Source organism: Neisseria sp. P0018.S001 (genome assembly GCF_051957355.1).
Classification (GTDB): domain Bacteria; phylum Pseudomonadota; class Gammaproteobacteria; order Burkholderiales; family Neisseriaceae; genus Neisseria; species Neisseria subflava_A.
Genome location: NZ_JBQCWN010000001.1, coordinates 197,255 through 218,306, shown reverse-complemented (window position 1 = coordinate 218,306; position 21,052 = coordinate 197,255). Strand labels below are relative to the sequence as shown.

At 48.4% G+C, this 21,052-nt stretch carries 24 protein-coding genes and 2 tRNA genes; 5 read left to right on the top strand and 21 right to left on the bottom strand.

The genetic code is table 11. The features are described 5' to 3' along the window. Positions 1 to 28 precede the first annotated feature (28 nt). The 4 genes from panC to ACTHTJ_RS01045 all read right to left on the bottom strand — a co-directional run bounded on the left by panC (position 29) and on the right by ACTHTJ_RS01045 (position 2,092). Positions 29 to 865 carry a pantoate--beta-alanine ligase gene (gene panC / locus ACTHTJ_RS01060; protein ID WP_070584157.1) on the bottom strand — a complete coding sequence of 279 codons (837 nt, stop codon included), beginning with the start codon at positions 863 to 865 and terminating at the stop codon, positions 29 to 31. A 119-nt stretch (positions 866 to 984) separates the two neighbouring features. Beyond that, on the bottom strand, positions 985 to 1,776 hold the full coding sequence (gene panB / locus ACTHTJ_RS01055; protein WP_049333454.1) for a 3-methyl-2-oxobutanoate hydroxymethyltransferase: 792 nt from the start codon (positions 1,774 to 1,776) through the stop codon (positions 985 to 987). Positions 1,777 to 1,904: 128 nt separating this feature from the next. After that, positions 1,905 to 1,980 (bottom strand) — tRNA-Thr (locus ACTHTJ_RS01050). Positions 1,981 to 2,016: 36 nt separating this feature from the next. Then, positions 2,017 to 2,092, bottom strand: a tRNA-Thr gene (locus tag ACTHTJ_RS01045). A gap of 215 nt (positions 2,093 to 2,307) precedes the next feature. Between ACTHTJ_RS01045 and ACTHTJ_RS01040 the strand changes: the two genes are divergently transcribed. After that, positions 2,308 to 3,102: a polyamine aminopropyltransferase gene (locus tag ACTHTJ_RS01040; protein WP_039862255.1), complete on the top strand. Its 795-nt coding sequence runs from the start codon at positions 2,308 to 2,310 to the stop codon at positions 3,100 to 3,102. 41 nt (positions 3,103 to 3,143) lie between these two features. Continuing rightward, positions 3,144 to 3,782, top strand: a complete 639-nt coding sequence (locus ACTHTJ_RS01035; RefSeq protein WP_070584156.1) for an alpha/beta hydrolase — start codon at positions 3,144 to 3,146, stop codon at positions 3,780 to 3,782. A 130-nt stretch (positions 3,783 to 3,912) separates the two neighbouring features. Here the strand turns inward: ACTHTJ_RS01035 and ACTHTJ_RS01030 are convergent, their stop codons facing one another. Together ACTHTJ_RS01030 and folB are read right to left on the bottom strand one after the other, a co-directional pair. Beyond that, a complete protein-coding gene (locus tag ACTHTJ_RS01030) occupies positions 3,913 to 4,449 on the bottom strand; it encodes an NUDIX hydrolase (protein WP_440360737.1) in 537 nt (178 codons plus the stop codon). A 73-nt stretch (positions 4,450 to 4,522) separates the two neighbouring features. Further along, a complete protein-coding gene (folB, locus tag ACTHTJ_RS01025) occupies positions 4,523 to 4,873 on the bottom strand; it encodes a dihydroneopterin aldolase (protein ID WP_070459906.1) in 351 nt (116 codons plus the stop codon). Between the two features lie 57 nt (positions 4,874 to 4,930). On the opposite strand from folB, the gene plsY reads away from it, so the two are divergent. Continuing rightward, on the top strand, positions 4,931 to 5,542 hold the full coding sequence (gene plsY / locus ACTHTJ_RS01020; protein WP_070584153.1) for a glycerol-3-phosphate 1-O-acyltransferase PlsY: 612 nt from the start codon (positions 4,931 to 4,933) through the stop codon (positions 5,540 to 5,542). Between the two features lie 87 nt (positions 5,543 to 5,629). On the opposite strand, the gene greB is transcribed toward plsY, so the two are convergent. The 12 genes from greB to ACTHTJ_RS00960 form a co-directional block, all read right to left on the bottom strand. Further along, entirely contained in the window at positions 5,630 to 6,121 is a 492-nt protein-coding gene (greB, locus tag ACTHTJ_RS01015) for a transcription elongation factor GreB (RefSeq protein ID WP_070584151.1), read from the bottom strand. A gap of 74 nt (positions 6,122 to 6,195) precedes the next feature. Next, the gene (purF, locus tag ACTHTJ_RS01010; protein WP_070584150.1) at positions 6,196 to 7,740 is read right to left on the bottom strand and encodes an amidophosphoribosyltransferase; all 1,545 of its coding nucleotides are present in this window, start codon (positions 7,738 to 7,740) and stop codon (positions 6,196 to 6,198) included. Positions 7,741 to 7,892: 152 nt separating this feature from the next. Continuing rightward, complete coding sequence (locus tag ACTHTJ_RS01005; protein ID WP_070584148.1) at positions 7,893 to 8,426, bottom strand: CvpA family protein; 534 nt, start codon at positions 8,424 to 8,426, stop codon at positions 7,893 to 7,895. Beyond that, positions 8,419 to 9,567 (bottom strand): cell division protein FtsN, encoded by a 1,149-nt coding sequence (ftsN, locus tag ACTHTJ_RS01000; protein ID WP_070584146.1) that lies wholly within the window; start codon positions 9,565 to 9,567, stop codon positions 8,419 to 8,421. The genes ACTHTJ_RS01005 and ftsN overlap by 8 nt, the downstream gene beginning before the upstream one ends. 13 nt (positions 9,568 to 9,580) lie before the next feature. After that, the gene (gene folC / locus ACTHTJ_RS00995; RefSeq protein ID WP_070584144.1) at positions 9,581 to 10,864 is read right to left on the bottom strand and encodes a bifunctional tetrahydrofolate synthase/dihydrofolate synthase; all 1,284 of its coding nucleotides are present in this window, start codon (positions 10,862 to 10,864) and stop codon (positions 9,581 to 9,583) included. A gap of 38 nt (positions 10,865 to 10,902) precedes the next feature. Next, positions 10,903 to 11,355: a protein YgfX gene (locus ACTHTJ_RS00990; protein ID WP_070584142.1), complete on the bottom strand. Its 453-nt coding sequence runs from the start codon at positions 11,353 to 11,355 to the stop codon at positions 10,903 to 10,905. A 4-nt stretch (positions 11,356 to 11,359) separates the two neighbouring features. Next, the gene (locus tag ACTHTJ_RS00985) at positions 11,360 to 11,719 is read right to left on the bottom strand and encodes a hypothetical protein (protein WP_003747228.1); all 360 of its coding nucleotides are present in this window, start codon (positions 11,717 to 11,719) and stop codon (positions 11,360 to 11,362) included. Positions 11,720 to 11,782: 63 nt separating this feature from the next. Beyond that, a complete protein-coding gene (locus tag ACTHTJ_RS00980) occupies positions 11,783 to 12,511 on the bottom strand; it encodes an amino acid ABC transporter ATP-binding protein (RefSeq protein ID WP_070584141.1) in 729 nt (242 codons plus the stop codon). Further along, a complete protein-coding gene (locus ACTHTJ_RS00975; protein WP_070584139.1) occupies positions 12,511 to 12,834 on the bottom strand; it encodes a hypothetical protein in 324 nt (107 codons plus the stop codon). Before ACTHTJ_RS00975 ends, ACTHTJ_RS00980 begins: the two co-directional genes overlap by 1 nt. Positions 12,835 to 12,841: 7 nt before the next feature. Continuing rightward, positions 12,842 to 13,621 (bottom strand): 16S rRNA (adenine(1518)-N(6)/adenine(1519)-N(6))-dimethyltransferase RsmA, encoded by a 780-nt coding sequence (gene rsmA, locus ACTHTJ_RS00970; RefSeq protein WP_049329405.1) that lies wholly within the window; start codon positions 13,619 to 13,621, stop codon positions 12,842 to 12,844. Between the two features lie 88 nt (positions 13,622 to 13,709). Next, positions 13,710 to 14,309, bottom strand: a complete 600-nt coding sequence (locus ACTHTJ_RS00965) for a Maf family protein (protein WP_070584135.1) — start codon at positions 14,307 to 14,309, stop codon at positions 13,710 to 13,712. Between the two features lie 14 nt (positions 14,310 to 14,323). Next, complete coding sequence (locus ACTHTJ_RS00960) at positions 14,324 to 14,863, bottom strand: gamma carbonic anhydrase family protein (RefSeq protein WP_070584133.1); 540 nt, start codon at positions 14,861 to 14,863, stop codon at positions 14,324 to 14,326. Between the two features lie 238 nt (positions 14,864 to 15,101). On the opposite strand from ACTHTJ_RS00960, the gene ACTHTJ_RS00955 reads away from it, so the two are divergent. Further along, a complete protein-coding gene (locus ACTHTJ_RS00955; RefSeq protein ID WP_070584131.1) occupies positions 15,102 to 15,980 on the top strand; it encodes a DMT family transporter in 879 nt (292 codons plus the stop codon). Between the two features lie 54 nt (positions 15,981 to 16,034). Here the strand turns inward: ACTHTJ_RS00955 and lepB are convergent, their stop codons facing one another. The 3 genes from lepB to ACTHTJ_RS00940 form a co-directional block, all read right to left on the bottom strand. Next, the gene (gene lepB / locus ACTHTJ_RS00950) at positions 16,035 to 17,054 is read right to left on the bottom strand and encodes a signal peptidase I (RefSeq protein ID WP_070584130.1); all 1,020 of its coding nucleotides are present in this window, start codon (positions 17,052 to 17,054) and stop codon (positions 16,035 to 16,037) included. Next, positions 17,054 to 18,847 carry a translation elongation factor 4 gene (gene lepA / locus ACTHTJ_RS00945; protein WP_070584128.1) on the bottom strand — a complete coding sequence of 598 codons (1,794 nt, stop codon included), beginning with the start codon at positions 18,845 to 18,847 and terminating at the stop codon, positions 17,054 to 17,056. The genes lepB and lepA overlap by 1 nt, the downstream gene beginning before the upstream one ends. A 132-nt stretch (positions 18,848 to 18,979) precedes the next feature. Beyond that, a complete protein-coding gene (locus ACTHTJ_RS00940) occupies positions 18,980 to 19,681 on the bottom strand; it encodes a 5'-methylthioadenosine/adenosylhomocysteine nucleosidase (RefSeq protein WP_070584126.1) in 702 nt (233 codons plus the stop codon). Between the two features lie 204 nt (positions 19,682 to 19,885). Here ACTHTJ_RS00940 and ACTHTJ_RS00935 point away from each other — a divergent pair, with 204 nt between their 5' ends. Then, positions 19,886 to 21,016 (top strand): PilT/PilU family type 4a pilus ATPase, encoded by a 1,131-nt coding sequence (locus tag ACTHTJ_RS00935; RefSeq protein WP_070584124.1) that lies wholly within the window; start codon positions 19,886 to 19,888, stop codon positions 21,014 to 21,016. Positions 21,017 to 21,052: the final 36 nt, after the last annotated feature.

Here is a 21,052-nt window from a genome sequence, read left to right as displayed (position 1 = left end):
TCAGACGGCCTTTAACAGCAGCTTGGTTTTAAGCCAAAGCCACTTCCAAATTATCAATCAGGCGCGTGGTACCCAAACGGGCGGCGGCAAGCACCACCAATTCTTTATCACCGACATGAGCCACTGCCAGGCTGTGTGCATGGCGGATTTCAACGTAATCAACCACCCAGCCGGCATCGGTCAAACGGCGGATACATTCGGCCTCAAGCTGGGCGTAATCCAGATTGCCGTTTTTCAGGGCTGCGGCAATGTTTTGCAACTCTTGATAGAGGCGGGGCGCTTCTGTGCGCTCTGCTTCGCTCAAATATTGGTTGCGACTGGAAAGTGCCAGGCCGTCTGAAGCGCGGCCGGTGTCGACGGGTACGATTTCGATATTGAAATTCAAGTCTTCGACAAAGCCTTTGATAATCGCCAACTGCTGATAGTCTTTTTTGCCGAAGCAGGCAGTATCGGGTTGAACAATGTTGAACAACTTAGTCACAACGGTCGCCACGCCACGGAAATGGCCCGGACGGAATTTGCCGCACAATTCGTTTTGCAGTTGCGGAGGCTCGACATTGAAACGCTGTTCCACATTCGGATACAGCTCTTTTTCATCAGGCGCAAATACGACGGCAACGCCCTCGCCTGCCAATTTGTCGGCATCTTGCTGCAAAGTGCGCGGATATTTATCAAAATCTTCGCCTTGTCCGAATTGCAGGCGGTTGACAAAAATACTGACCACAACGTTATCGGCACGTTTTTTTGCTTCGCGCACCAGCGCAAGATGGCCTTCGTGCAGATTGCCCATGGTTGGTACAAATGCCACTTTTCCGGCAGTTTTGCGCCACTCGCGCAATTCTTTAATCGTATGAATAATTTGCATGGTTTGAAAAATCCTTTATCTTTTCCGCTGTTTCATCAACGGAAATCACGCGCCGATTATACGCTTTTATTCATTAAAAAGGCCGTCTGAAATAAGTTTCAGACGGCCTGGTTTTTATTTTATCCGGCAAACGTATGTTCGACAGATGGGAACGTTTTTGCTTTAACTTCGTCCACATAGGCTTTGACCGCAGCTTGAACACTGTCTTTGCCCTGCATAAAGTTTTTCACGAATTTGGCAGTTTTACCGGGGAAAATGCCGAGCATATCGTGCATCACCAAAACCTGACCGTCGCAATCCACGCCTGCGCCAATACCGATGGTCGGGCAAGAAACGGTTTCGGTTACTTTTTTCGCCAACTCTGCAGGAACGCATTCCATCAATACGATTGCCGCACCTGCCGCATCATGCGCTTTGGCGTCGTTGAGCAACGCTTCCGCCTTATCGCCTCGGCCTTGTACTTTATAGCCACCGAATGCAAACACGGATTGCGGGGTCAGGCCGATGTGGGCGCAAACAGGGATACCGCGCATTTGCAGAAATTCAGTGGTCTCAGCCATCCAAACACCGCCTTCGAGCTTGACCATATGCGCGCCGGCCGCCATCAACTCAGCCGCCGCCGCAAATGCCTGCTCTTTGCTCTGCTGATACGCGCCAAACGGCAAGTCGCTGACAATCATGGCATTTTTAGTACCGCGAGCCACACATTCAGTGTGGTAGCACATATCCTGCAAGCTCACCGGCAAAGTGGACTGACGACCTTGCACCGCCATACCCAAAGAATCGCCGACTAGCAATACATCCACGCCGGCATTGTCCATCAGCGCGGCAAAGCTGGATTCATAAGCGGTCAGCATGGCGATTTTTTCGCCCTCTGCTTTCATTTTTTGCAAAGTGTTTACGGTAATCATGGTGTTTTGTGTGTTCTACCCGACGGGCAGCCCTTTGTTGTAATGGAAACGCGGTATTATAAGGTCTGCTTTTAAAATATCAAAGCATAAGCAAAAAGCCCGACTGCTTTCACAATCGGGCTTTTAATTGGTGCCGGCACCAAGAGTCGAACTCGGGACCCCCTGATTACAAGTCAGGTGCTCTACCAACTGAGCTATACCGGCTTACTGAAATGCCTTGCGGCACCATCAGTCTTTAACTGGTGCCGGCACCAAGAGTCGAACTCGGGACCCCCTGATTACAAGTCAGGTGCTCTACCAACTGAGCTATACCGGCAAGGAAGTCGGCATTATGCCGATAAGTTCCCATCTTGGCAAGCATTTTAAAACAAAGTTACTCACGAAATTATAAAAACCAATGATTTTAAAGAAAATTAAATACATGCCTTATCTTGCCATCCAACACGCTCAAAGGCCGTCTGAAAACCGCCCCAGCGCAAAACATCATGGTTTCTGTTAAAATAACGCCTTTCACATCTTTCGTCTGCACACATGCCACCCCGCCATCCTTACCGCCGCCTGCGCCCAGCCAAATCCCATCTGCCCGAAGTCGGTATTTCTGAAGAAGGCAATATCCGTTCCCTGCACTTGGGCAGCGACACCATTCAAAGCTCCATGAATGTCGATCATCCGTCCGAGCTTGTGTTGTCGTACAGCCGCGCCATGATGGGTTGGCTGCTGTTTGCAGAAACCCCGCCCAAACACATCACCCAAATTGGCTTGGGCGGCGGCTCGTTTGCCCGTTGGATAGACAGCTACCTGCCCGATACCAAGCAAACCGCCATTGACATCAATCCGCAAGTCATCGCCGTAGCGCGCAGCCTGTTTGAATTGCCGCACGAAGGCGAACATTTTGAAATTATCGAGGCGGATGGCGCGGAATATATTAAAGTGTTCCGCCACAATACCGATGTAATTTTGGTAGATGGTTTTGACGGCGAACAGATTATCGATGCTTTGGTGGAAGAACCCTTCTTCCAAGACTGCCGCAACGCCCTCTCCCCCGACGGTGTATTTGTGACCAACTGGTGGAGCGGCGATCAGCGTTACCAACGCTTTGTCGAACGCCTGCTCAACGTCTTTGACGGCCGCGTACTCGAGCTGCCTGCAGAAAGCCACGGCAACGTAGCGGTCATGGCATTCCAAAGCAGCCCTAAAGAACAAAATCTCGACAACTTAAAAAAACGCGCCGAAAAATTAAGCGAAAAATACGGCTTGGACTTCAAACGGATGCTTGCTGATTTGAAAGCCAATAATCAAAACAACGGCAAGAATTTTTATCTGTAAACCGCTTCAGACCGTCTGAAAAAACAAACAAGGACACACCCATGCTCAAACCCGATATCATTCAAATTCCCGGCCCGGCCGGTTTGCTGGAAACCATCTACCTGCCAAGCGCACAAGACTCCGCCCGCGGCGTTGCCGTCATCAACCACCCCAATCCCCTGCAAGGCGGCACCAACACCAACAAAGTCATCCAAACCGCTGCCAAAGCCCTCAGCCAACTCGGCTTCCATTGCTACCTGCCCAATTTGCGCGGCGTAGGCAATAGTGAAGGCGAACACGACTACGGCCGCGGCGAAACGCAAGACTGCATTGCCGTTATCGACTACGCCCGCGTGCAACATCCTGACGCGCCGCAATTCGTCCTGGCAGGTTTCTCATTCGGCGGCTACGTTTCCACCTTTGCCGCACAAGCACGCACGCCTGATTTGCTGTTGCTGATGGGCGCCGCCGTCCATCACTACACCGACCGCCCGGAACCATCCGATGTTCCTGATGTCGCCAAAACATTGATGATCCATGGCGCGGAAGACGAAGTCGTCGAAATCAACAAAGCCCTGACATGGGCAGAACCACAAGGCCTGCCGGTTGTAACCATTGCCGGTTCGTCCCACTTCTTCCACGGCAAACTCATCGTTTTACGCGATACGATCACACGGTTTGCACCGGCTTTATTAGGCTAAAATCCGGCTACACAATAAAACAAGGCCGTCTGAAAGCTTTTTCAGACGGCCTTGTTTGTATGAAACCTTTATTATCTAAATATCAGGCTCAAGTATTCAGAAATCCATCAAGGATTTTCTACTTAACATATCAATTCTGAGTCAACCAATACTGCAAACCAATCAAAGTCTTACCATCTTTGATTTCATCGTTTACCAATGCATTGCGCACCTCGTCCTTGCTCATCAGGACGGTTTCAGTAATTTCATCTTCATCATTGCTCAATTCGCTACCCAAACGCACGCCTTGCGCTTGGTAGAGATACATTTTCTCATCACAAAAACCAACTGCAGTATAAAAGGAGTACAACAGTTTGACACTGTCGGCGACATATGGCGTTTCTTCTGCCAACTCACGCAAAGCGCATTCGGCAGGATCTTCGTCCGCCATATCCAATTTACCCGCCGGCAATTCCAACGTCGCCTGATCGGCGGCATAACGCCATTGGCGCACCAAAACAACTTTGCCGTCTTCCGTTTCCGCCAACACACACGCAGCACCCGGATGGCGGATCACAACTCGTTGGCTTTCATTGCCGTTGGGTAGGCGAACCCGATCGCGGCTGATGGTAACAAAAGAACCTTCGTAGATTGGCTCGCTGCTTAATTTAGTTTCTTTCAAATCCATTTTTTACCTCATTTCCAAATTATTAAATATTAAAGGCCGTCTGAAATCCTTTTTCAGACGGCATAGATAAGCCCTATTCCCGAGTACGTTCAATCTCAATACCGACCTGCGCCACATCGAGCAAGATACCCGGTTTCACAATACGGACGCGCACTTTGGCCGCACCAAAATCATTTAAAATCAATTGGGCGATATGTTCCGCCAAAGTTTCCAGCAGTAAAAAATCCTGTTCGGCAAGGCTGCGGCGTACAACTTCGCATACTTCACCATAATGGATGGTGTCTCCGATATCGTCGCTCGTGCCGGTACGCTCGGGGACACTGATTTCCAAATCCAAAATCAAAGTCTGTTTACGCTCGCGTTCCCAATCATATACGCCGATTAAAGTATCGGCCTTCATGCCGTACAAAAAGATTTTATCCATTTGCCTGTCCGTTTTTTTGATAGAATAACCATTCCCATTTTAAGTAAAGCACCCAAAATGTTCAATGTACTCGCCATTATTGCCGCCTATCTTATCGGCTCCCTGTCTTTTGCCGTCATCGTATCAAAATATTACGGCATGGACGATCCGCGCACTTACGGCTCCGGCAACCCCGGCGCCACCAACGTCTTGCGCAGCGGTAAGAAAAAAGCGGCCGCACTGACCCTGCTCGGCGATGCAGTAAAAGGCTTGGTTGCCGTCATCTTGGCACGCTGTCTGCAAGATGCTTTAAATTTGTCAGATGCAACGATAGCCCTGATTGCCATCGCCGCATTGGTCGGTCATATGTGGCCAATATTTTTCAATTTTAAAGGCGGCAAAGGCGTAGCCACCGCATTAGGCGTCTTACTTGCCCTCTCCCCCGCAACCGCCCTACTCTGCACATTGGTTTGGCTAGTCATGGCATTCGGTTTCAAAGTATCCTCACTCGCCGCACTGGTTGCCACCATCTGCGCACCCATCTTCGCCTTCTTCATGATGCCACACGCCTCTTGGGCATGGGCAACTGTATTCATTGCCGCATTGGTGTTGTACCGCCATAAAAGCAATATTCAAAATCTGATTCAAGGCAAAGAAAGCAAAATCGGAGATAAAGCCGGAAAATCTTAAAAACGTAGATACAATCAATAAAAGGCCGTCTGAAAGTATATTTTTCAGACGGCCTTTTATAGCTTCACTTGCTTTATTCACGCATAATCAGTCAATCTTAATATATTCCACCGACAGAATCTCTATAACCTCACGCCCTTCCGGTGTATCCAAGACAACTTCATCACCTTCGCGTGCTTTAATCAGGCTGCGTGCCAAAGGCGAAATCCATGAGATTTTGTTTTTAGCAGTATCGATTTCATCTACGCCGACGATTTTGACGGTTTGTTCACGACCGTCTCCGCGCAATAAGCCAACGGTGGCGCCGAAAAAAACCTGGTCCGTGGCTTCGCGCGCTTCAGGGTCGACGACAACGGCTGCTTCCAAGCGTTTGGTTAAGAAGCGGATACGGCGGTCGATTTCGCGCATACGGCGTTTACCGTAAAGATAGTCGCCATTTTCGCTGCGGTCGCCATTGCTTGCCGCCCAGTTAACGATTTGGACGATTTCCGGGCGTTCTTTGTTGACCAGATGATACAGTTCGTCTTTCAATGCCTGCCAACCGGTAGGTGTGATGTAATTTTTGGTTTCGGTACTCATGATGTGTCTAAAACATAATTAAAGGCCGTCTGAACGTTAATTTTCAGACGGCCTTTATTGTAAGTCAATTTACTTTATTCTTCATCATCGCTATCGCTGATACTGATGCTGTGTTCCATTTTGCTTGGATGAACTTTCAAGCCGCCACAACCTGATTTTTCGGTAGAGAGACGGTTCAGATATGCTTCATCGATATCGCCGGTTTGATAAACACCGTTAAAGCATGAAGAATCAAAGGATTCGATTTTTGGATTGAGTGCTTTGACTACTGCTTCCAAATCTTCTAAGTTTTGGAAGACGATGCCGTCTGCGCCAATCTCGGTTGCGATTTCTGCTGCGCTGCGGCCGTTTGCAATCAGTTCTTCACGGGTCGGCATATCGATACCGTACACATTCGGATAGCGTACTTCAGGAGCGGCAGAAGCAATGTAGACTTTGCGTGCACCTGCCGCGCGTACCATTTCGACGATTTCACGGCTGGTCGTACCGCGTACAATGGAATCATCCACCAATAAAACGCTTTTGCCGTTAAACTCGGTTTCCATCGGGCTGAGTTTTTGGCGTACTGATTTTTTGCGTGTTGCTTGGCCAGGCATAATAAAGGTGCGGCCAATGTAGCGGTTTTTAATCAGACCTTCGCGGTAAGGTTTTTCGAGATGAACGGCAAGCTCCATCGCGCTGGGTCGGCTGGTATCGGGAATCGGCATCACGACATCGATATCATCGACAGGCAGCTCGCGTTTGATTTTTTCTGCCAAAGATACGCCCATATCCATACGGGACTGATAAACGGAAACGCCATCGATGACGGAGTCCGGGCGGGCAAAATAAACATATTCAAAAAGACAAGGGCTTAATTTGGCTTTATCGCTGCATTGACGGGAAATAATCGTGCCGTCAAAACCAATAAATACGGCTTCGCCCGGCTGGATATCGCGTTCCAAATCATAGGCAAGTGCATTAAAGGCAACGGATTCGGAGGCAACAGCATAAGATTTTTTGCCGGATTCGTCAATTTGCGAACCCAAAACCAATGGACGGATACCGAAAGGATCCCGGAAAGCCAGCATGCCGTATCCTGCAATCATGGCTACTACGCCGTATGCGCCGCGCACCAAGCGGTGTACTTCGGAAACGGCGTTGAAAATATTGTCGATGGTAAGTTGATAAGGGGCTGTATTTTTAGAGACTTCGCGGCGTAATTCGTGTGCGAATACATTGAGTAGGACTTCAGAATCGGAGCTGGTATTAACGTGGCGCAGGTGTTTGTTGCATACGTTTTCATAGAGCTCTTCGGTATTAGTCAGATTACCATTGTGTGCCAAAACAATGCCGAATGGGGAGCTGACATAAAACGGCTGAGCCTCTGCGCTGCTGCCCGCATTGCCTGCAGTCGGATAGCGGACATGTGCAATGCCTGCATTACCGACCAAGTCGCGCATATTGCGGGTACGGAACACTTCGCGCACCATGCCTTTGCCCTTGTGCATATGAAATATATTGCCTTCGGCAGTAACAATACCTGCTGCGTCCTGACCACGGTGTTGCAACATCTGCAAACCATCATACAACATCTGATTGACCGGCTCATGACTAACCAAACCTAATACACCACACATATCGTGCTTCTCCGAGTTTGAAGATTAAATGGGTAAACTGTCATTATAAAATAATTTAGATGAGTTTGCTCAAATTGTTGACAATATGATGCTAAATTTACGCAAATAAAAACGGATTCAGACGGCCTATAGGCCGTCTGAATCCGTCAAACTCAATCATCCAATTCTTCTACTTCAGCCGCTTTACTAGAAAGATGGGGCATTGCCTTATCTTTTCCAGGCAGATAAGGCATCGCAGCATCTGCAAGTGATTCAAAATACGGAATTGTGTGCGAACTTTGCCACTCTTCCGTTTTCGGCAAATCAGTGTGTGAAAAAACCATCACTGCCAGTGTCACCAAAATCACACCTTTCACTGCACCGAATACGCCGCCAAGCAAACGGTTGATGCTTCCCAAACCAAAGGCAGACATCAAACTGCTCAACAGCGATCGTGCCAGTTTCTGCAACAGCCATGCCAGAAAAAACACAGCGGCAAAACCCATTGCAACCGCCAAAGAATGCGGCTCAACCGATTTAAAGACCACATCGGCAAACGGCACGGCGAGCGTTCTGGCTGCAATAAACGATACCACCCAGGCCACCATCGCTCCTGCTTCGGCAATAATCCCCCGTGTCAACGAGATAATGATGCAGATGACGATGACGGCGACAGCCAACAAATCGGCAACAGGCAAATTACTCACTGGTCACCTGACCGGCAATGCCATGTACACGCAATTTGTTCAAATCGCGCTCTGCATCGCGTGCATTTTTATAACTGGCTGATTTCACGCGATACACCTTACCTTTATCGGTCATCACTTCAGTAATGGTCGAATCGATACCTGCGGCTTTCATTTTACGTTGCAGGCTTTGTGCGCGTTCTTTTTCAGCATAACCAGCCTGAATAGCGGCTTTTTTCGCAGGCTTGGCTTCTACTGTTTCTTTTTCAGCTTTAGGCTTGGCTTTTTCAGACGGCTTCTCGGCAGTTTTTACCTTATCGGCTTTTTCTGCTTTGGCCGTTTCCGGTTTAGCCTTTTCATTTTTTGGTTTTTCAACTTTGGCTTCTGCTTTCTTGGCAGGTTCGGCCTTGTCTTTTACGCTGTCTTTGCTGTTTTTGGCAGATTTACGCTCGGCAATGGCTTTCTCTGCTTTTTCCAATTGTGCCAATTTATTGCGTTCGGCAGCGGCTTCACGCTCTGCTTTTTCAGCACGCGCTTGAAGTGCACGTTTTTTAGCTACCAATGCGTTTTCTTTCTCAGCAGCTTCCTGTTGGGCTTGTGTTTTACGGGCCGCAGCAGCACGTTGTTCAGCCTGACGTTGGCGGCGTTCTTCGGCTCGGCGCTCCGCAGCTTCACGTTTGGCAGCCTCGGCGCGTTGAATACGTTCGGACTCTTCCAAGCCTTTAATATTGCCGTCATCCAAAGTATCGTTGATCAAAACCAACGGCTCGCCAACATCTTCGGGAGCAGACTCACGGTTTGGCTTCAATACTTCAACCGGCGCATTGTCTTCTTCGTCGCCGGCATTTTGAGGTTTGCTTTGCGCTTCAGCATCCGCATGGCGGGCTGCTTCTTCAGCCATCGCAACATCCTCTTTATTCGGCTCTAAAACAACGGCCTTGCTCGGCTCATCAGCCGTTTTGACTTGGCTCTGACCGACAGGCGCTTCTTTAAACGGTGAATTTTTATCGTCGCCGGAAGTCAGTGCCAGACCGAACAGCATACCCGATGCCACCACCAAGCCGGAGGCTAAGACCAAGCGACGGCGGTTGCGACGTTTGAGTTGTTCGTAACCGTCTAAATCGTATCCGTTTGGAGTTTCTTTTTGTTTATTGTCGGACATGATAATTTCCTCGTTAGTGTTCTTTCAAAACAGCCATTACATCGGCAACAGTATGGAATGAGCCGAAAACAACGATTCTATCATTTTCGGTTGCTTTAGCCAAAGCAGCGCGGTAGGCAGCAGCGACAGTTTCAAAAACATTTACATTGTCGATGCCGTGTTCGGCCAGTTTGGCCTGCAAAGCCTCTATCGTCATGCCGCGCGGTACATCTAAAGGCGCGATGTTCCACTCGTCAAACTGATCTTTAACGATTTCCAGCACGCCATCAATATCTTTGTCGGACAACATACTGAATACAGCAGTACGTTTTTGGGCAAAGGCAAGGTTAATCAGACTGCGGCGCAAAGCACGGGCTGCGTGCGGATTGTGGCCGACATCCAAAACCACCAGCGGACGGCCGGGCAAAACTTGGAAACGTCCAGGATTCTCAACCAACAGCAAACCGCGTTTAATCGCGCCGATGTCAACGGGCAGCTGATTATTCAAACACTCCAACACCGTCAATGCACATGCGGCATTGGACAACTGATAGGCACCGCGCAAAGCAGGAAACGGCAAGGAATTGCGGTTACGGCTTTGGCCGTCTGAAGATTGCGGATGGAAGCGGTAGTTCCACTGTACGCTTTCCATTGATGCAAAATCAAAATCTCGCTGAACCATCAACAGTTTCGCGCCAATTTCTTCTGCGTGTTTGACCAATGATTCAGGCGCAGGATTCTGGCCGCACACGGCTGGTTTGCCGCTACGGAACACCCCGGCTTTCTCAAAACCAACCTGCTCGACGGTATCGCCCAAAAAGGCCTGATGATCCAAATCCACACTGGTAACGACTGAACAGTCGCCATCGAATACATTCACAGCATCTAATCTTCCGCCCAAACCGATTTCCAAAATCATTACGTCCACATTTTCATGCATGAAAATATCGACGGCAGCCAAAGCATTAAACTCAAAATACGTCAGAGAAATTTCGCCGCGCGCCGCTTCGATGCGCTCAAATGAGGAAACAATCAGTTCATCTGAAACCGGCTGAGTGTTGATGGCGATTCGTTCGTTGTAACGCAGAAGATGCGGACTGGTCAGCGTACCGACTTTAAAACCGGCTTCTTTATAAATATGCGACAAATAGGCGCATACAGAGCCTTTGCCATTGGTACCCGCCACCACCACGACAGGACATTGCGGCACCAAATTCATGCGTTTTTTCACCTCTCCCACGCGTTCCAAACCCATATCAATAAGGCCGGAACTATGGGCAGTCTCCAAATGAGAAAGCCAGTCTTGTAATGTTTTCATTGTATCTATCGCTTCAAAAGGCCGTCTGAAACAGCCGTTTAATCCATATCTGCCGCAAGTTCTGCTTTGTCTTCTTTTTCACGGCACCAGCGCGCCCACACTTTCAGACGGCGGTAGGCATCGCGATCGGCCATATCGGGCAAGATGCAGTGTTTGACTATTTTCCCGTCAACATTCCATTGCAAAAACAAAGCATAAACCGTCAACATACTGCCGTCTTGCAAAACCGCGCTTCTTCCTTCTTTCTCGTCATTCAAGTAAATCGTCGCACGGTATTGGCGGTCGATGATGATTTTTCCGACCGCATTTTGAGCATGAAAATTAACGCTGCGCCAAGCATAGGCAAAACTGCCGGCCAATGCCGCCAAACCCAGCCACATCATCCAGCCGTAAAACTCGGCAAGGCATAAGGCCAATGCCGAAAGGTGTAAGAAGACAATCAGAATTTTCAAAAAACGCGAGGGCTTTAAGGCCGTCTGAAAACTTCGCACGGCTTTACATCATATTGTCGAAAACAGGCGTAATGTTCAATTCCGCCTCTTCCATATCCAAAACCATATCGTGGATTTCGGTATCGAAAAATTCCCAAAAAGCCTTCAAGCTCATGTCTTGCGGCCATTTGCTTTTATCGATGTCCCAGCCGGCCAATTCGGCTTCAAAAATCTGCTGGTAGCGTTCGTCAAAATAAGAAATGACGGATTCGGGTTCGTCAAATTGCGGTACAAGGAATACAGAGCAGTTGGTGCGCAGTTGCTCGACGGTCAGGTCAGGCATATTTTCATCGGCGGATTTCAGCCATTCCAAAAAACGGGCGGTCGGCTTCAGCACGACAGCAGTACGGTCAACAAAATACATTATTTTCAACTTTCAAAATCATTCAAACCGATCATGCCGTCTGAAATTTCAGACGGCCCGAGTTTAATGTGTCATCACCTGTTGCAGGAATTGTTTGGCACGCTCGTGTTTCGGATTAGTAAAAAATTCTTCCGGCGTTTCATCTTCCAGAATCTGGCCTTTATCGACAAAAATCACACGGTCGGCAACTTCGCGCGCAAAACCCATCTCATGGGTCACACACATCATGGTCATGCCGCTTTCAGCCAAGTCTTTCATCACTTTCAATACTTCACCGACCATTTCAGGGTCAAGCGCAGAAGTCGGCTCGTCAAACAACATCACGCGCGGCTCCATCGCCAAACCGCGTGCAATCGCCACACGCTGCTGCTGACCGCCGGAAAGCTGGCCGGGCAGCGCGTCTTTTTTATGCGCCAAGCCGACACGTTCCAAAAGCTCCATCGCTTTCTTTTCCGCCTCTTCACGGCTTTGGTTTTTCACTTTCATCGGAGAAAGAATTATATTTTTCAAGACAGTCAAATGCGGATACAGATTGAACCCTTGGAACACAAAACCCACTTCTTCGCGCACTTTGTTCAAATCGGTTTTTGGATCGGCAACATTGATGCCATCCACCCAAATCTCGCCGCTTTCAATGCGCTCGAGTTGGTTTACCGTACGAATCAGCGTAGATTTGCCACTACCCGAAGGGCCGCATACAACGACCACTTCGCCTTGTTTGACTTCCAGATTCACGCCGTTGATAACGTGCAAATCTTTAAAATGTTTGTGTACATTTTTGAATTTAATCATTATTTCTTTCCAAACTGCCAAAATTTTCGGGGCCTAAGTTGCGTTTGCCGCTGCCAAAGCAAAGGAATGGCAGTTTCCAGCCAAAAGCGGCAACTGACTATGTCGCCTGAGATTCCGCCTTTATTGTACCGATTGACTTTAAATTGCTCTTCCCTATCGAGACGATGCCCGGTCAATACCCAAACTGCGCCGATAATTGCTGCTTCAAAACGGTGCCGCTCAGGCGGCATGTCCTTACCGGAAAAATACTGCGCTAATTCGCACCACAAATATGAATCACCCAGAACCTCCCATTGAATAGGAGGTTGCTTAAAAATTACCATCACTGTTTCAGACGGCCTTTTGAACCAGATAATTGCTCAATTCCACATACTTCTCAGCGGCGATGTGTTCTGCCCTGTCCTGCGGATTGATGCCGACTGCCTGCAAATCATCATCGCCGGCAAGTTCCTTCAAATTATTGCGTATGGTTTTGCGGCGTTGATGGAAAGCCAGTTTCACCAGTTTGGCAAAATGTTCAAAATCTTCCGCTTTACCGATGCGGTGTTTCACCGGAATCATGCGAACGACGGCCGAATCTACTTTTGGCGCAGGATCAAAGGATTCAGGCGGTACTTCAATCAACATTTCCATATCGAAGAAATATTGCAGCATCACGCCCAGACGGCCATAGTCGTTGGTTTTCGGCTGCGCCACCATGCGTTCGACCACTTCTTTTTGCAGCATAAAGTGCATATCGATCACATCGTCTGCCACTTCGCTCAATCGGAACAAAAGCGGCGTGGAAATATTGTACGGCAGGTTGCCGACAATTTTTTTCTTGCCTTCAATGCTGTTGAAATCAAACTGCAATACATCGCCTTCGTGTATCACCAATTTGTCTGCAAACGGTAGGGTTTTCAGACGGCGTACGATGTCGCGGTCAATTTCGCAAACATGCAGGCAGTTGAGTTTTTTCGCCAAAGGCTCGGTAATGGCGGCCAAGCCCGGGCCGATTTCAATCACGATATCATCAGGCTGCGGTCTGACCGCGTTGACAATATCGCTAATAATCCGCGTATCCTGCAAAAAATTCTGCCCGAAGCGTTTCCGGGCCTTATGTTCTTTCATATCTTTCTTCAAGCAAGCTGTTTAAGGCAGTATTGTAACTGAAACAGGCGTTTTTGTCGGCACGCTTTCAGACGGCATTTGCCTAATTTTAAGCAAACGGAGGCGCTTCCAAACCCAAAGATTTCAGTAGTTGCGCGGTCTCATAAACCGGCAAACCCATCACGCCGGTAAAACTGCCCTGCAAATGCTCGACAAATACGCCGCCCAAACCCTGAATCCCATATGCACCGGCTTTGTCCATCGGCTCGCCGCTGGCAACATAGGCTGCAATCTCCTCAGCCGTCAACGTTTTAAAGCGCACTTCGCTCGTCTGCACCACATCATGGCGCACACCTTGCCAATAAACGCATACAGCCGTCAGCACTTGATGCGTCCGTCCGGATAAACGTTCCAGCATATCGACCGCATCCGCCTCGGATTCCGGTTTACCTAAAATAACCGCACCATCCGCCACCGTCGTATCCGCCGTCAATACAGCAAACTCAGGTTCTTGATTATGAGCAGCAAACCATTGCGCCACCGCCGCCTGATTTTTCTCACAGGCCATACGGCGCACATACTCTACTGCAGCTTCGCCTTCTTTAGGGGTCTCATCAATATCCGCAGGAAGGCGGTGTACCGTGAAACCCAAATTCTCCAAAATCTCACGACGGCGCGGACTGCCCGAAGCCAGATAAATTGCGTTCATTGTATTGGGCTTCCTTATTTTGAAATTTTATGCTGGCCGGACAAGCGGACATAATGCGCAGAGGAATACGTCAAAAATTCCTTTTCCTCATCAGTCAGCGGACGCACTTGTTTCACAGGCGAACCGACGTATAAAAAACCGCTTTCCAAACGCTTGCGAGGAGGCACCAAACTGCCCGCGCCTATCATCACATCATCTTCGACAACCGTATCGTCCAAAATAATCGAGCCCATGCCCACCAACACACGATTTCCAATTCGGCAGCCATGCAGCATAACCTTATGTCCAATCGTCACATCATCGCCGATAATCAAAGGCGAACCGTCAGGCTTCGCCGCATTCTTATGCGACACATGCAAAACGCTGCCGTCCTGCACATTGCTGCGCTTGCCGATAGAAATACTGTTCACATCGCCGCGCAATACGGCATAAGGCCAAACGGATACATCTTCCGCCAGCGACACTTCGCCAATCACTACCGAAGTCTCATCTACAAAACAAGACTCATCAACCGACGGCACATAATCCAAAAACGCACGAATAGGGCTTGCCATTTCCAATAATCCTTTTCTCAAAACCAAAACTGATCAGGCCGTCTGAAAACACGGCGTAAAACGATTTTATACTACAACAATACGAAATCAAGCCAGAAAATCATCAAAAGGCCGTCTGAAACAATTTTCAGACGGCCTTTCATCATAAACCCTTTATCTTGGCTGACGACTATTTATCATTAGCGCCTCATCTATCTTTTATGGAATAATCGCCTTCATTTGATTCTTGGAGAGGCCGATGAACACACGTTCGGGAAATTATGCAGCGCCCCTATTGGTCGTCGGCTGCGTCGTCTTCGGCTTGGGCAGTTTGATTGTCAAATTTGTCGATGTCGGCTCTTACGCCATCGCATTCTGGCGCTTGCTGATCGCCGCCCCTATATTCTTCCTGCTCGGGCGTTTTTTCAGACAAAAAATGCCCACAAAAAGAAAAACAGTTGGCTACGCAATCTTATCCGGCGTTTTCCTCGCATTCGACCTCGCCCTTTGGCACGAAAGTATTCACGCCGTAGGCCCCGGCATTTCCACCTTGCTCAACAGCCTGCAGATTTTCTTTTTAGCCGCCATCGGCTTCTTCTTTTATTCGGAACGTTTAAGCACCCTGCAAATTTTAAGTTTGATATTGGCCACCATAGGCGTAGCCTTAATCGGCAGCCCAGAGTTCGGTCATAACGACAATGCCGCATGGGGATTTGTCAGCGGCGTAGTGTCCGGTGCCATGCTGGCCCTGTCTATGGTTTTCGTACGCAAAACCCATGAGCAGGAAAAAGTCGGTTTGTTTCCGCTGATGATGATTTTAAGCTTCGGCGGCGCAATGGCGCTGGTCATCCCATCGCTGTTATTCGATGCTGCCCGTCTTTACCCCAAAACTTTAAACGATGTGATTCTAGTCTCCATCTACGGCATCGTCATGCAATGCTTTGCTTGGGCATTGATTGCTTACGCCATCCCGCTTTTATCCTTATCATTGACCGGCCTACTACTGCTCTCCGAACCAGTCGCCGCCATGTTGATCGATTATTTCTGGCTGGATAAACCGATTAATACCGTCCAATGGTGTGGCGCCACTTTGACTTTATTGGCAATTTATTTGGGTTCGTTAAAAGACAAAAAATAGATACAAAAAAGGCCGTCTGAAAAATTTCAGACGGCCTTTTAATCTGTTTATTGCTTATTGGATACTGGTACCGATACGGCTGAGTTCGCCAAAGTTCATCCAAACAAAGAAGGCTTTACCGACAATCAGTTTATCATCGACAAATCCCCAGTAACGGGAATCGGCGCTGTTGTCGCGGTTGTCGCCCATTGCGAAATAACGGCCTTCTGGGACTTTACAGATAAAGCCATTGCCGTCTTCTGCGTATTCGCAATTTTCCAAACCGCTTGTTTCAAGCGAGTAATTGCTTTCAGGCATCACTTCGGAAGTATATTTGTTCAATACAGCAATAGATACGGAAGGCTGACCGGCCTCCTTGACCACATCAAAGTTTTTGCCGTTCAAGGCCGTCTGAAAACGCTCAAGCGTATGAATCATAGACGGATCGGTATCATCTGCGTATTGATAATTACCGTTTGGTTTTTCGGAAATAATTTCTCCGTTAACAGTCAAAACCTTATCACGGTATTCCACAACGTCGCCCGGAATACCGACGATACGTTTGATGTAATTCATCTCTGGCTGAAGTGGGTAATTGAACACCACAACATCGCCTCGTGCAATGTTGCCGACAGGGATAATGACCTTATTCAAAATCGGCAGGCGGATACCGTAAGAGAATTTGTTCACCAAGATAAAATCGCCTTTGACCAAGCCCGGACGCATGGAGCTGGACGGAATTTGGAACGGCTCGGCAATAAAGCTGCGCAACACAAAGATAACCAAGATGATGGGAAAAAAGCCGCCCATGTAGTCGGTAAAATGCGCATTGTCTTCGCCGGTCTCGCTTTTTTTCAGATGGCCTTTATGGATTGCCCAAACAATACCGGTAAACACGACAAACACCAGCAATACGGCGGTAAAGCTCATAAATTCGGACAAAATGCCGAATACGCCGACCATACACAGGAGATAACTCCATTGCAGGCCGGAGCTCCATTCGCCGTTTTCCTGACGCTCTTTACTACTTTTGAAGTTGAGGACCAAGCCGGCCAGCAGTACAACGATTGCGCCTAAAGTCAGATTTATACTCATTATTTATCACTCACTTGCAGAATTGCCAAGAATGCGCTTTGCGGGATTTCCACATTGCCCACTTGTTTCATGCGGCGCTTACCTGCTTTTTGTTTTTCGAGAAGTTTTTTCTTACGCGTAATATCGCCGCCGTAACATTTCGCCAAAACGTTTTTACGCAGGGCTTTGACGTTTTCGCGGGCGATAATCTGGCTGCCGATGGCGGCTTGGACGGCGATGTCGAACATTTGACGCGGAATCAGTTCGCGCATTTTTGATGCCAGCTCTCGACCGCGATGAATGGCGCTTTGACGGTGCACAATCAGACTCAGGGCATCGACTTTTTCGCCGTTGACCATAATATCGAGCTTAATCAAATCAGACGGTTGGAACTCTTTGAAATGGTAGTCCAACGAAGCATAACCGCGCGAAGTCGATTTAAGTTTGTCAAAGAAATCCATTACGACTTCGTTCATTGGCAAATCATAAGTCAGCATGACTTGACGGCCCATGTATTGCATATTGACCTGAACACCACGCTTTTGGTTACACAAAGTCATGACGTTGCCGACATATTCCTGCGGCACGAGGATGGTCGCAGTGATAATCGGCTCAAGAATGGTTTCGATGGTGCTGATTTCAGGCAGTTTGGACGGATTTTCAACTTCGATTTTCTCACCGTTTTTCAACACGACTTCATAAACCACCGTTGGCGCAGTGGTAATCAAGTCCATGTCGAACTCGCGCTCCAAGCGTTCCTGCACGATTTCCAAGTGCAACAGGCCCAAGAAGCCGCAACGGAAGCCGAAGCCCAATGCTTGGGAAACCTCAGGCTCAAATTTCAACGAAGCATCGTTCAGCTGCAATTTTTCCAAAGCGTCACGCAAGGCTTCATAGTCATGGCTCTCCACGGGGTAGAGACCCGCGAATACTTGGCTTTGTACTTCTTGGAAGCCAGGCAGCGGTTCAGAGGCAGGGTTGGCAACCAAAGTCACCGTATCGCCGACCTTCGCCTGACCCAATTCTTTCACGCCGGTAATTAAAAAGCCTACTTCACCGGCTTTGAGTTCTTGTTTTTGAACTGATTTCGGCGTAAAAACGCCCAGCTGCTCAACCTGAGTTTCCGCCTTAGTGCTCATAAAGCGCACTTTGTCTTTCAGCTTGATGGTGCCGTTTTTCACACGAATCAACATAACCACGCCGACATAGTTGTCAAACCATGAATCGACAATAACCGCTTGCAACGGCGCATTTTCATCGCCGGTCGGCGCAGGGATTTTGGCAATGATTTCTTCCAAAACATCTTCCACACCAATGCCGCTTTTGGCAGAACATTGAACCGCACCAACGGCATCAATGCCGATAATGTCTTCAATTTCCTGCTCCACGCGCTCGGGTTCTGCGGCAGGCAGGTCGATTTTGTTTAAAACAGGAACAACTTCCACGCCTAAATCAATCGCGGTATAGCAGTTCGCCACGGTTTGCGCTTCCACGCCTTGCGATGCGTCAACGACCAAAAGCGCGCCTTCGCAAGCTGACAGCGAACGGGATACTTCGTAAGAGAAGTCGACGTGTCCCGGAGTATCAATCAGGTTGAGCTGATACACCTGCCCGTCGCGTGCTTTATAGTTGAGCGCTGCGGTTTGCGCTTTAATGGTAATACCGCGCTCTTTTTCGATGTCCATGGAGTCGAGCACCTGCGTACTCATTTCGCGCAAATCCAAACCGCCGCAGTATTGGATAAAACGGTCGGCAAGCGTTGATTTACCGTGGTCGATGTGGGCAATAATGGAGAAATTCCGTATGTTTTTCATATTGTTATTAAGATAAATGCAATTAAAGTCGGAAAGGCCGTCTGAAAAAACAGGGATTCGGTTTTCAGACGGCCTTAGAATAAGGTTGAATCGTTCCGTATTCTAACGGAAATTCAACGCTTTTGCATGATTTTATAGCGATTTAACAATCTCGGTCACCATCTTCGCCGAGCTGACGGCAGCCGTTTTCAAAAACTCTTCAAAGCTGATATCCGCTTTCTCATCTGCCGAATCGGATACAGCCCGAATAATCACAAACGGCACTTCCAACTGGTGACAGGTCTGCGCAATCGCCGCAGCTTCCATTTCTACTGCTTTAACGTCAGGGAAATGACTGCGGATTTCCGCAACACCTTCGCTGCTGTGCACAAAACGGTCGCCACTGACAATCAGGCCTTGCGTTACGGCCGCACCTTCAAACACTTGCGCCGCCTTTTCTGCTTGGCGAATCAGGTTTTCATCCGATGCAAACACAGCAGGAAGTTGCGGTACTTGCCCCCAAACATAACCAAAAGCCGTTACGTCAACATCGTGATGCGCCACAGTTTCGCCGATGACCACATCGCCGACTTTCAGCCCCTTACCCAAACCGCCTGCACTGCCGGTATTAATGACGCAATCCGGTGCAAACTGATGAATGACCCAAGAAGTCGAAACCGCCGCATTGACCTTACCGATACCACTCAAAACCAATACCATGCATTTTCCGGCCAATTCGCCTTCATATGCCGAGAATTTACCGAAGGACACATGTTTGACATTTGCCATGCTTTCACGCAAAAGCTCAATTTCCTGTTCCATTGCGCCGACCACGGCAATTGTTTGTACTGACATCTTGTTACCTTTCCATTCACTAATCGGGCAACATTATAACAGTAGAATTTAAAATCACAGGGATGCTAAAAAATCTGCTATATTCCCAGCACGACACTCAATTTAAAACAGATAGCCGCTCTAGCGGGCAAAACAGCAAATAATAATTGCTTCTGTTATAATTATTCTCAATAAAATAACTCTATTTTAAATACCTAAATTCTTATGTTTAACGAAAATACTCCGGACGCAAAAGAAGAATTATTCGCTTGGCTACGCCATATGAACAAATACAAAGGCTCCGACCTTTTCATTACCACCAATTTCCCGCCGGCCATGAAAGTGGACGGCAAAATTATGCGACTGAGCGATGAGCCGCTAAGTGCTGAAAAATGTATGGAAATCGCTTTTTCGGTTATGTCTTCCAAACAAATCGAAGAATTTTCTTCCACCAACGAATGCAACTTCGCCATCAGCCTGCCCGATACCAGCCGCTTCCGTGTCAATGCCATGGTTCAACGCGGTGCAACTGCTTTGGTGTTCCGCTCCATTACCAGCAATATACCGAAATTTGAAACGCTCAATCTGCCCCCTATTCTGAAAGACATTGCCCTCAGAAAACGCGGCCTGATTATTTTTGTCGGCGGTACAGGTTCGGGCAAGTCCACTTCCCTCGCCTCCCTTATCGACTATCGAAACGAAAACAGCTTCGACCACATCATTACCATTGAAGACCCGATTGAGTTTATCCACCAACACAAAAACTGCATCATCACCCAACGTGAAATCGGCGTAGATACCGAAAATTGGCCGATTGCGCTGAAAAACACCCTGCGCCAAGCGCCGGATGTTATCTTGATTGGCGAAATCCGCGACCGCGAAACCATGGACTACGCGATTGCCTTCGCGGAAACCGGCCATTTGTGTATGGCGACACTGCACGCCAACAGCACCAACCAAGCACTCGACCGCATCATCAACTTCTTCCCCGAAGAGCGCCGTACCCAGTTGCTGACCGACTTATCACTCAACCTGCAAGCCTTTATTTCACAACGACTGATTCCCCGTGAAAGCGGACGGGGTCGTGTGGCGGCGGTTGAAGTTTTGCTCAATTCGCCAATTATTGCCGACTTGATTCAAAAAGGCGAAGTCCACAACATCAAAGAAATGATGAAAAAATCAACCGGCATGGGCATGATCACTTTTGACCAAGCTTTGTATGATTTATATGAAAACGGCGATATCAGCTATCAAGACGCTATTAAAAATGCCGACTCCGCCCATGATTTACGCTTAGATATTCAATTACGAAGCCGTCGTGCACAAAATGCCGGTCCGGATTTAGAATTGATTTAACAGCTTCCAAGCATAAAAAAAGGCCGTCTGAAACCT

Coding starts and splice junctions, on each gene's coding strand:
- panC (WP_070584157.1), bottom strand. CDS start 865: ATGCAAATTATTCATACGATTAAAGAATTGCGCGAGTGGCGCAAAACT.
- panB (WP_049333454.1), bottom strand. CDS start 1,776: ATGATTACCGTAAACACTTTGCAAAAAATGAAAGCAGAGGGCGAAAAA.
- ACTHTJ_RS01040 (WP_039862255.1), top strand. CDS start 2,308: ATGCCACCCCGCCATCCTTACCGCCGCCTGCGCCCAGCCAAATCCCAT.
- ACTHTJ_RS01035 (WP_070584156.1), top strand. CDS start 3,144: ATGCTCAAACCCGATATCATTCAAATTCCCGGCCCGGCCGGTTTGCTG.
- ACTHTJ_RS01030 (WP_440360737.1), bottom strand. CDS start 4,449: ATGGATTTGAAAGAAACTAAATTAAGCAGCGAGCCAATCTACGAAGGT.
- folB (WP_070459906.1), bottom strand. CDS start 4,873: ATGGATAAAATCTTTTTGTACGGCATGAAGGCCGATACTTTAATCGGC.
- plsY (WP_070584153.1), top strand. CDS start 4,931: ATGTTCAATGTACTCGCCATTATTGCCGCCTATCTTATCGGCTCCCTG.
- greB (WP_070584151.1), bottom strand. CDS start 6,121: ATGAGTACCGAAACCAAAAATTACATCACACCTACCGGTTGGCAGGCA.
- purF (WP_070584150.1), bottom strand. CDS start 7,740: ATGTGTGGTGTATTAGGTTTGGTTAGTCATGAGCCGGTCAATCAGATG.
- ftsN (WP_070584146.1), bottom strand. CDS start 9,567: ATGTCCGACAATAAACAAAAAGAAACTCCAAACGGATACGATTTAGAC.
- folC (WP_070584144.1), bottom strand. CDS start 10,864: ATGAAAACATTACAAGACTGGCTTTCTCATTTGGAGACTGCCCATAGT.
- ACTHTJ_RS00985 (WP_003747228.1), bottom strand. CDS start 11,719: ATGTATTTTGTTGACCGTACTGCTGTCGTGCTGAAGCCGACCGCCCGT.
- ACTHTJ_RS00980 (WP_070584141.1), bottom strand. CDS start 12,511: ATGATTAAATTCAAAAATGTACACAAACATTTTAAAGATTTGCACGTT.
- ACTHTJ_RS00975 (WP_070584139.1), bottom strand. CDS start 12,834: ATGGTAATTTTTAAGCAACCTCCTATTCAATGGGAGGTTCTGGGTGAT.
- rsmA (WP_049329405.1), bottom strand. CDS start 13,621: ATGAAAGAACATAAGGCCCGGAAACGCTTCGGGCAGAATTTTTTGCAG.
- ACTHTJ_RS00965 (WP_070584135.1), bottom strand. CDS start 14,309: ATGAACGCAATTTATCTGGCTTCGGGCAGTCCGCGCCGTCGTGAGATT.
- ACTHTJ_RS00960 (WP_070584133.1), bottom strand. CDS start 14,863: ATGGCAAGCCCTATTCGTGCGTTTTTGGATTATGTGCCGTCGGTTGAT.
- ACTHTJ_RS00955 (WP_070584131.1), top strand. CDS start 15,102: ATGAACACACGTTCGGGAAATTATGCAGCGCCCCTATTGGTCGTCGGC.
- lepB (WP_070584130.1), bottom strand. CDS start 17,054: ATGAGTATAAATCTGACTTTAGGCGCAATCGTTGTACTGCTGGCCGGC.
- lepA (WP_070584128.1), bottom strand. CDS start 18,847: ATGAAAAACATACGGAATTTCTCCATTATTGCCCACATCGACCACGGT.
- ACTHTJ_RS00940 (WP_070584126.1), bottom strand. CDS start 19,681: ATGTCAGTACAAACAATTGCCGTGGTCGGCGCAATGGAACAGGAAATT.
- ACTHTJ_RS00935 (WP_070584124.1), top strand. CDS start 19,886: ATGTTTAACGAAAATACTCCGGACGCAAAAGAAGAATTATTCGCTTGG.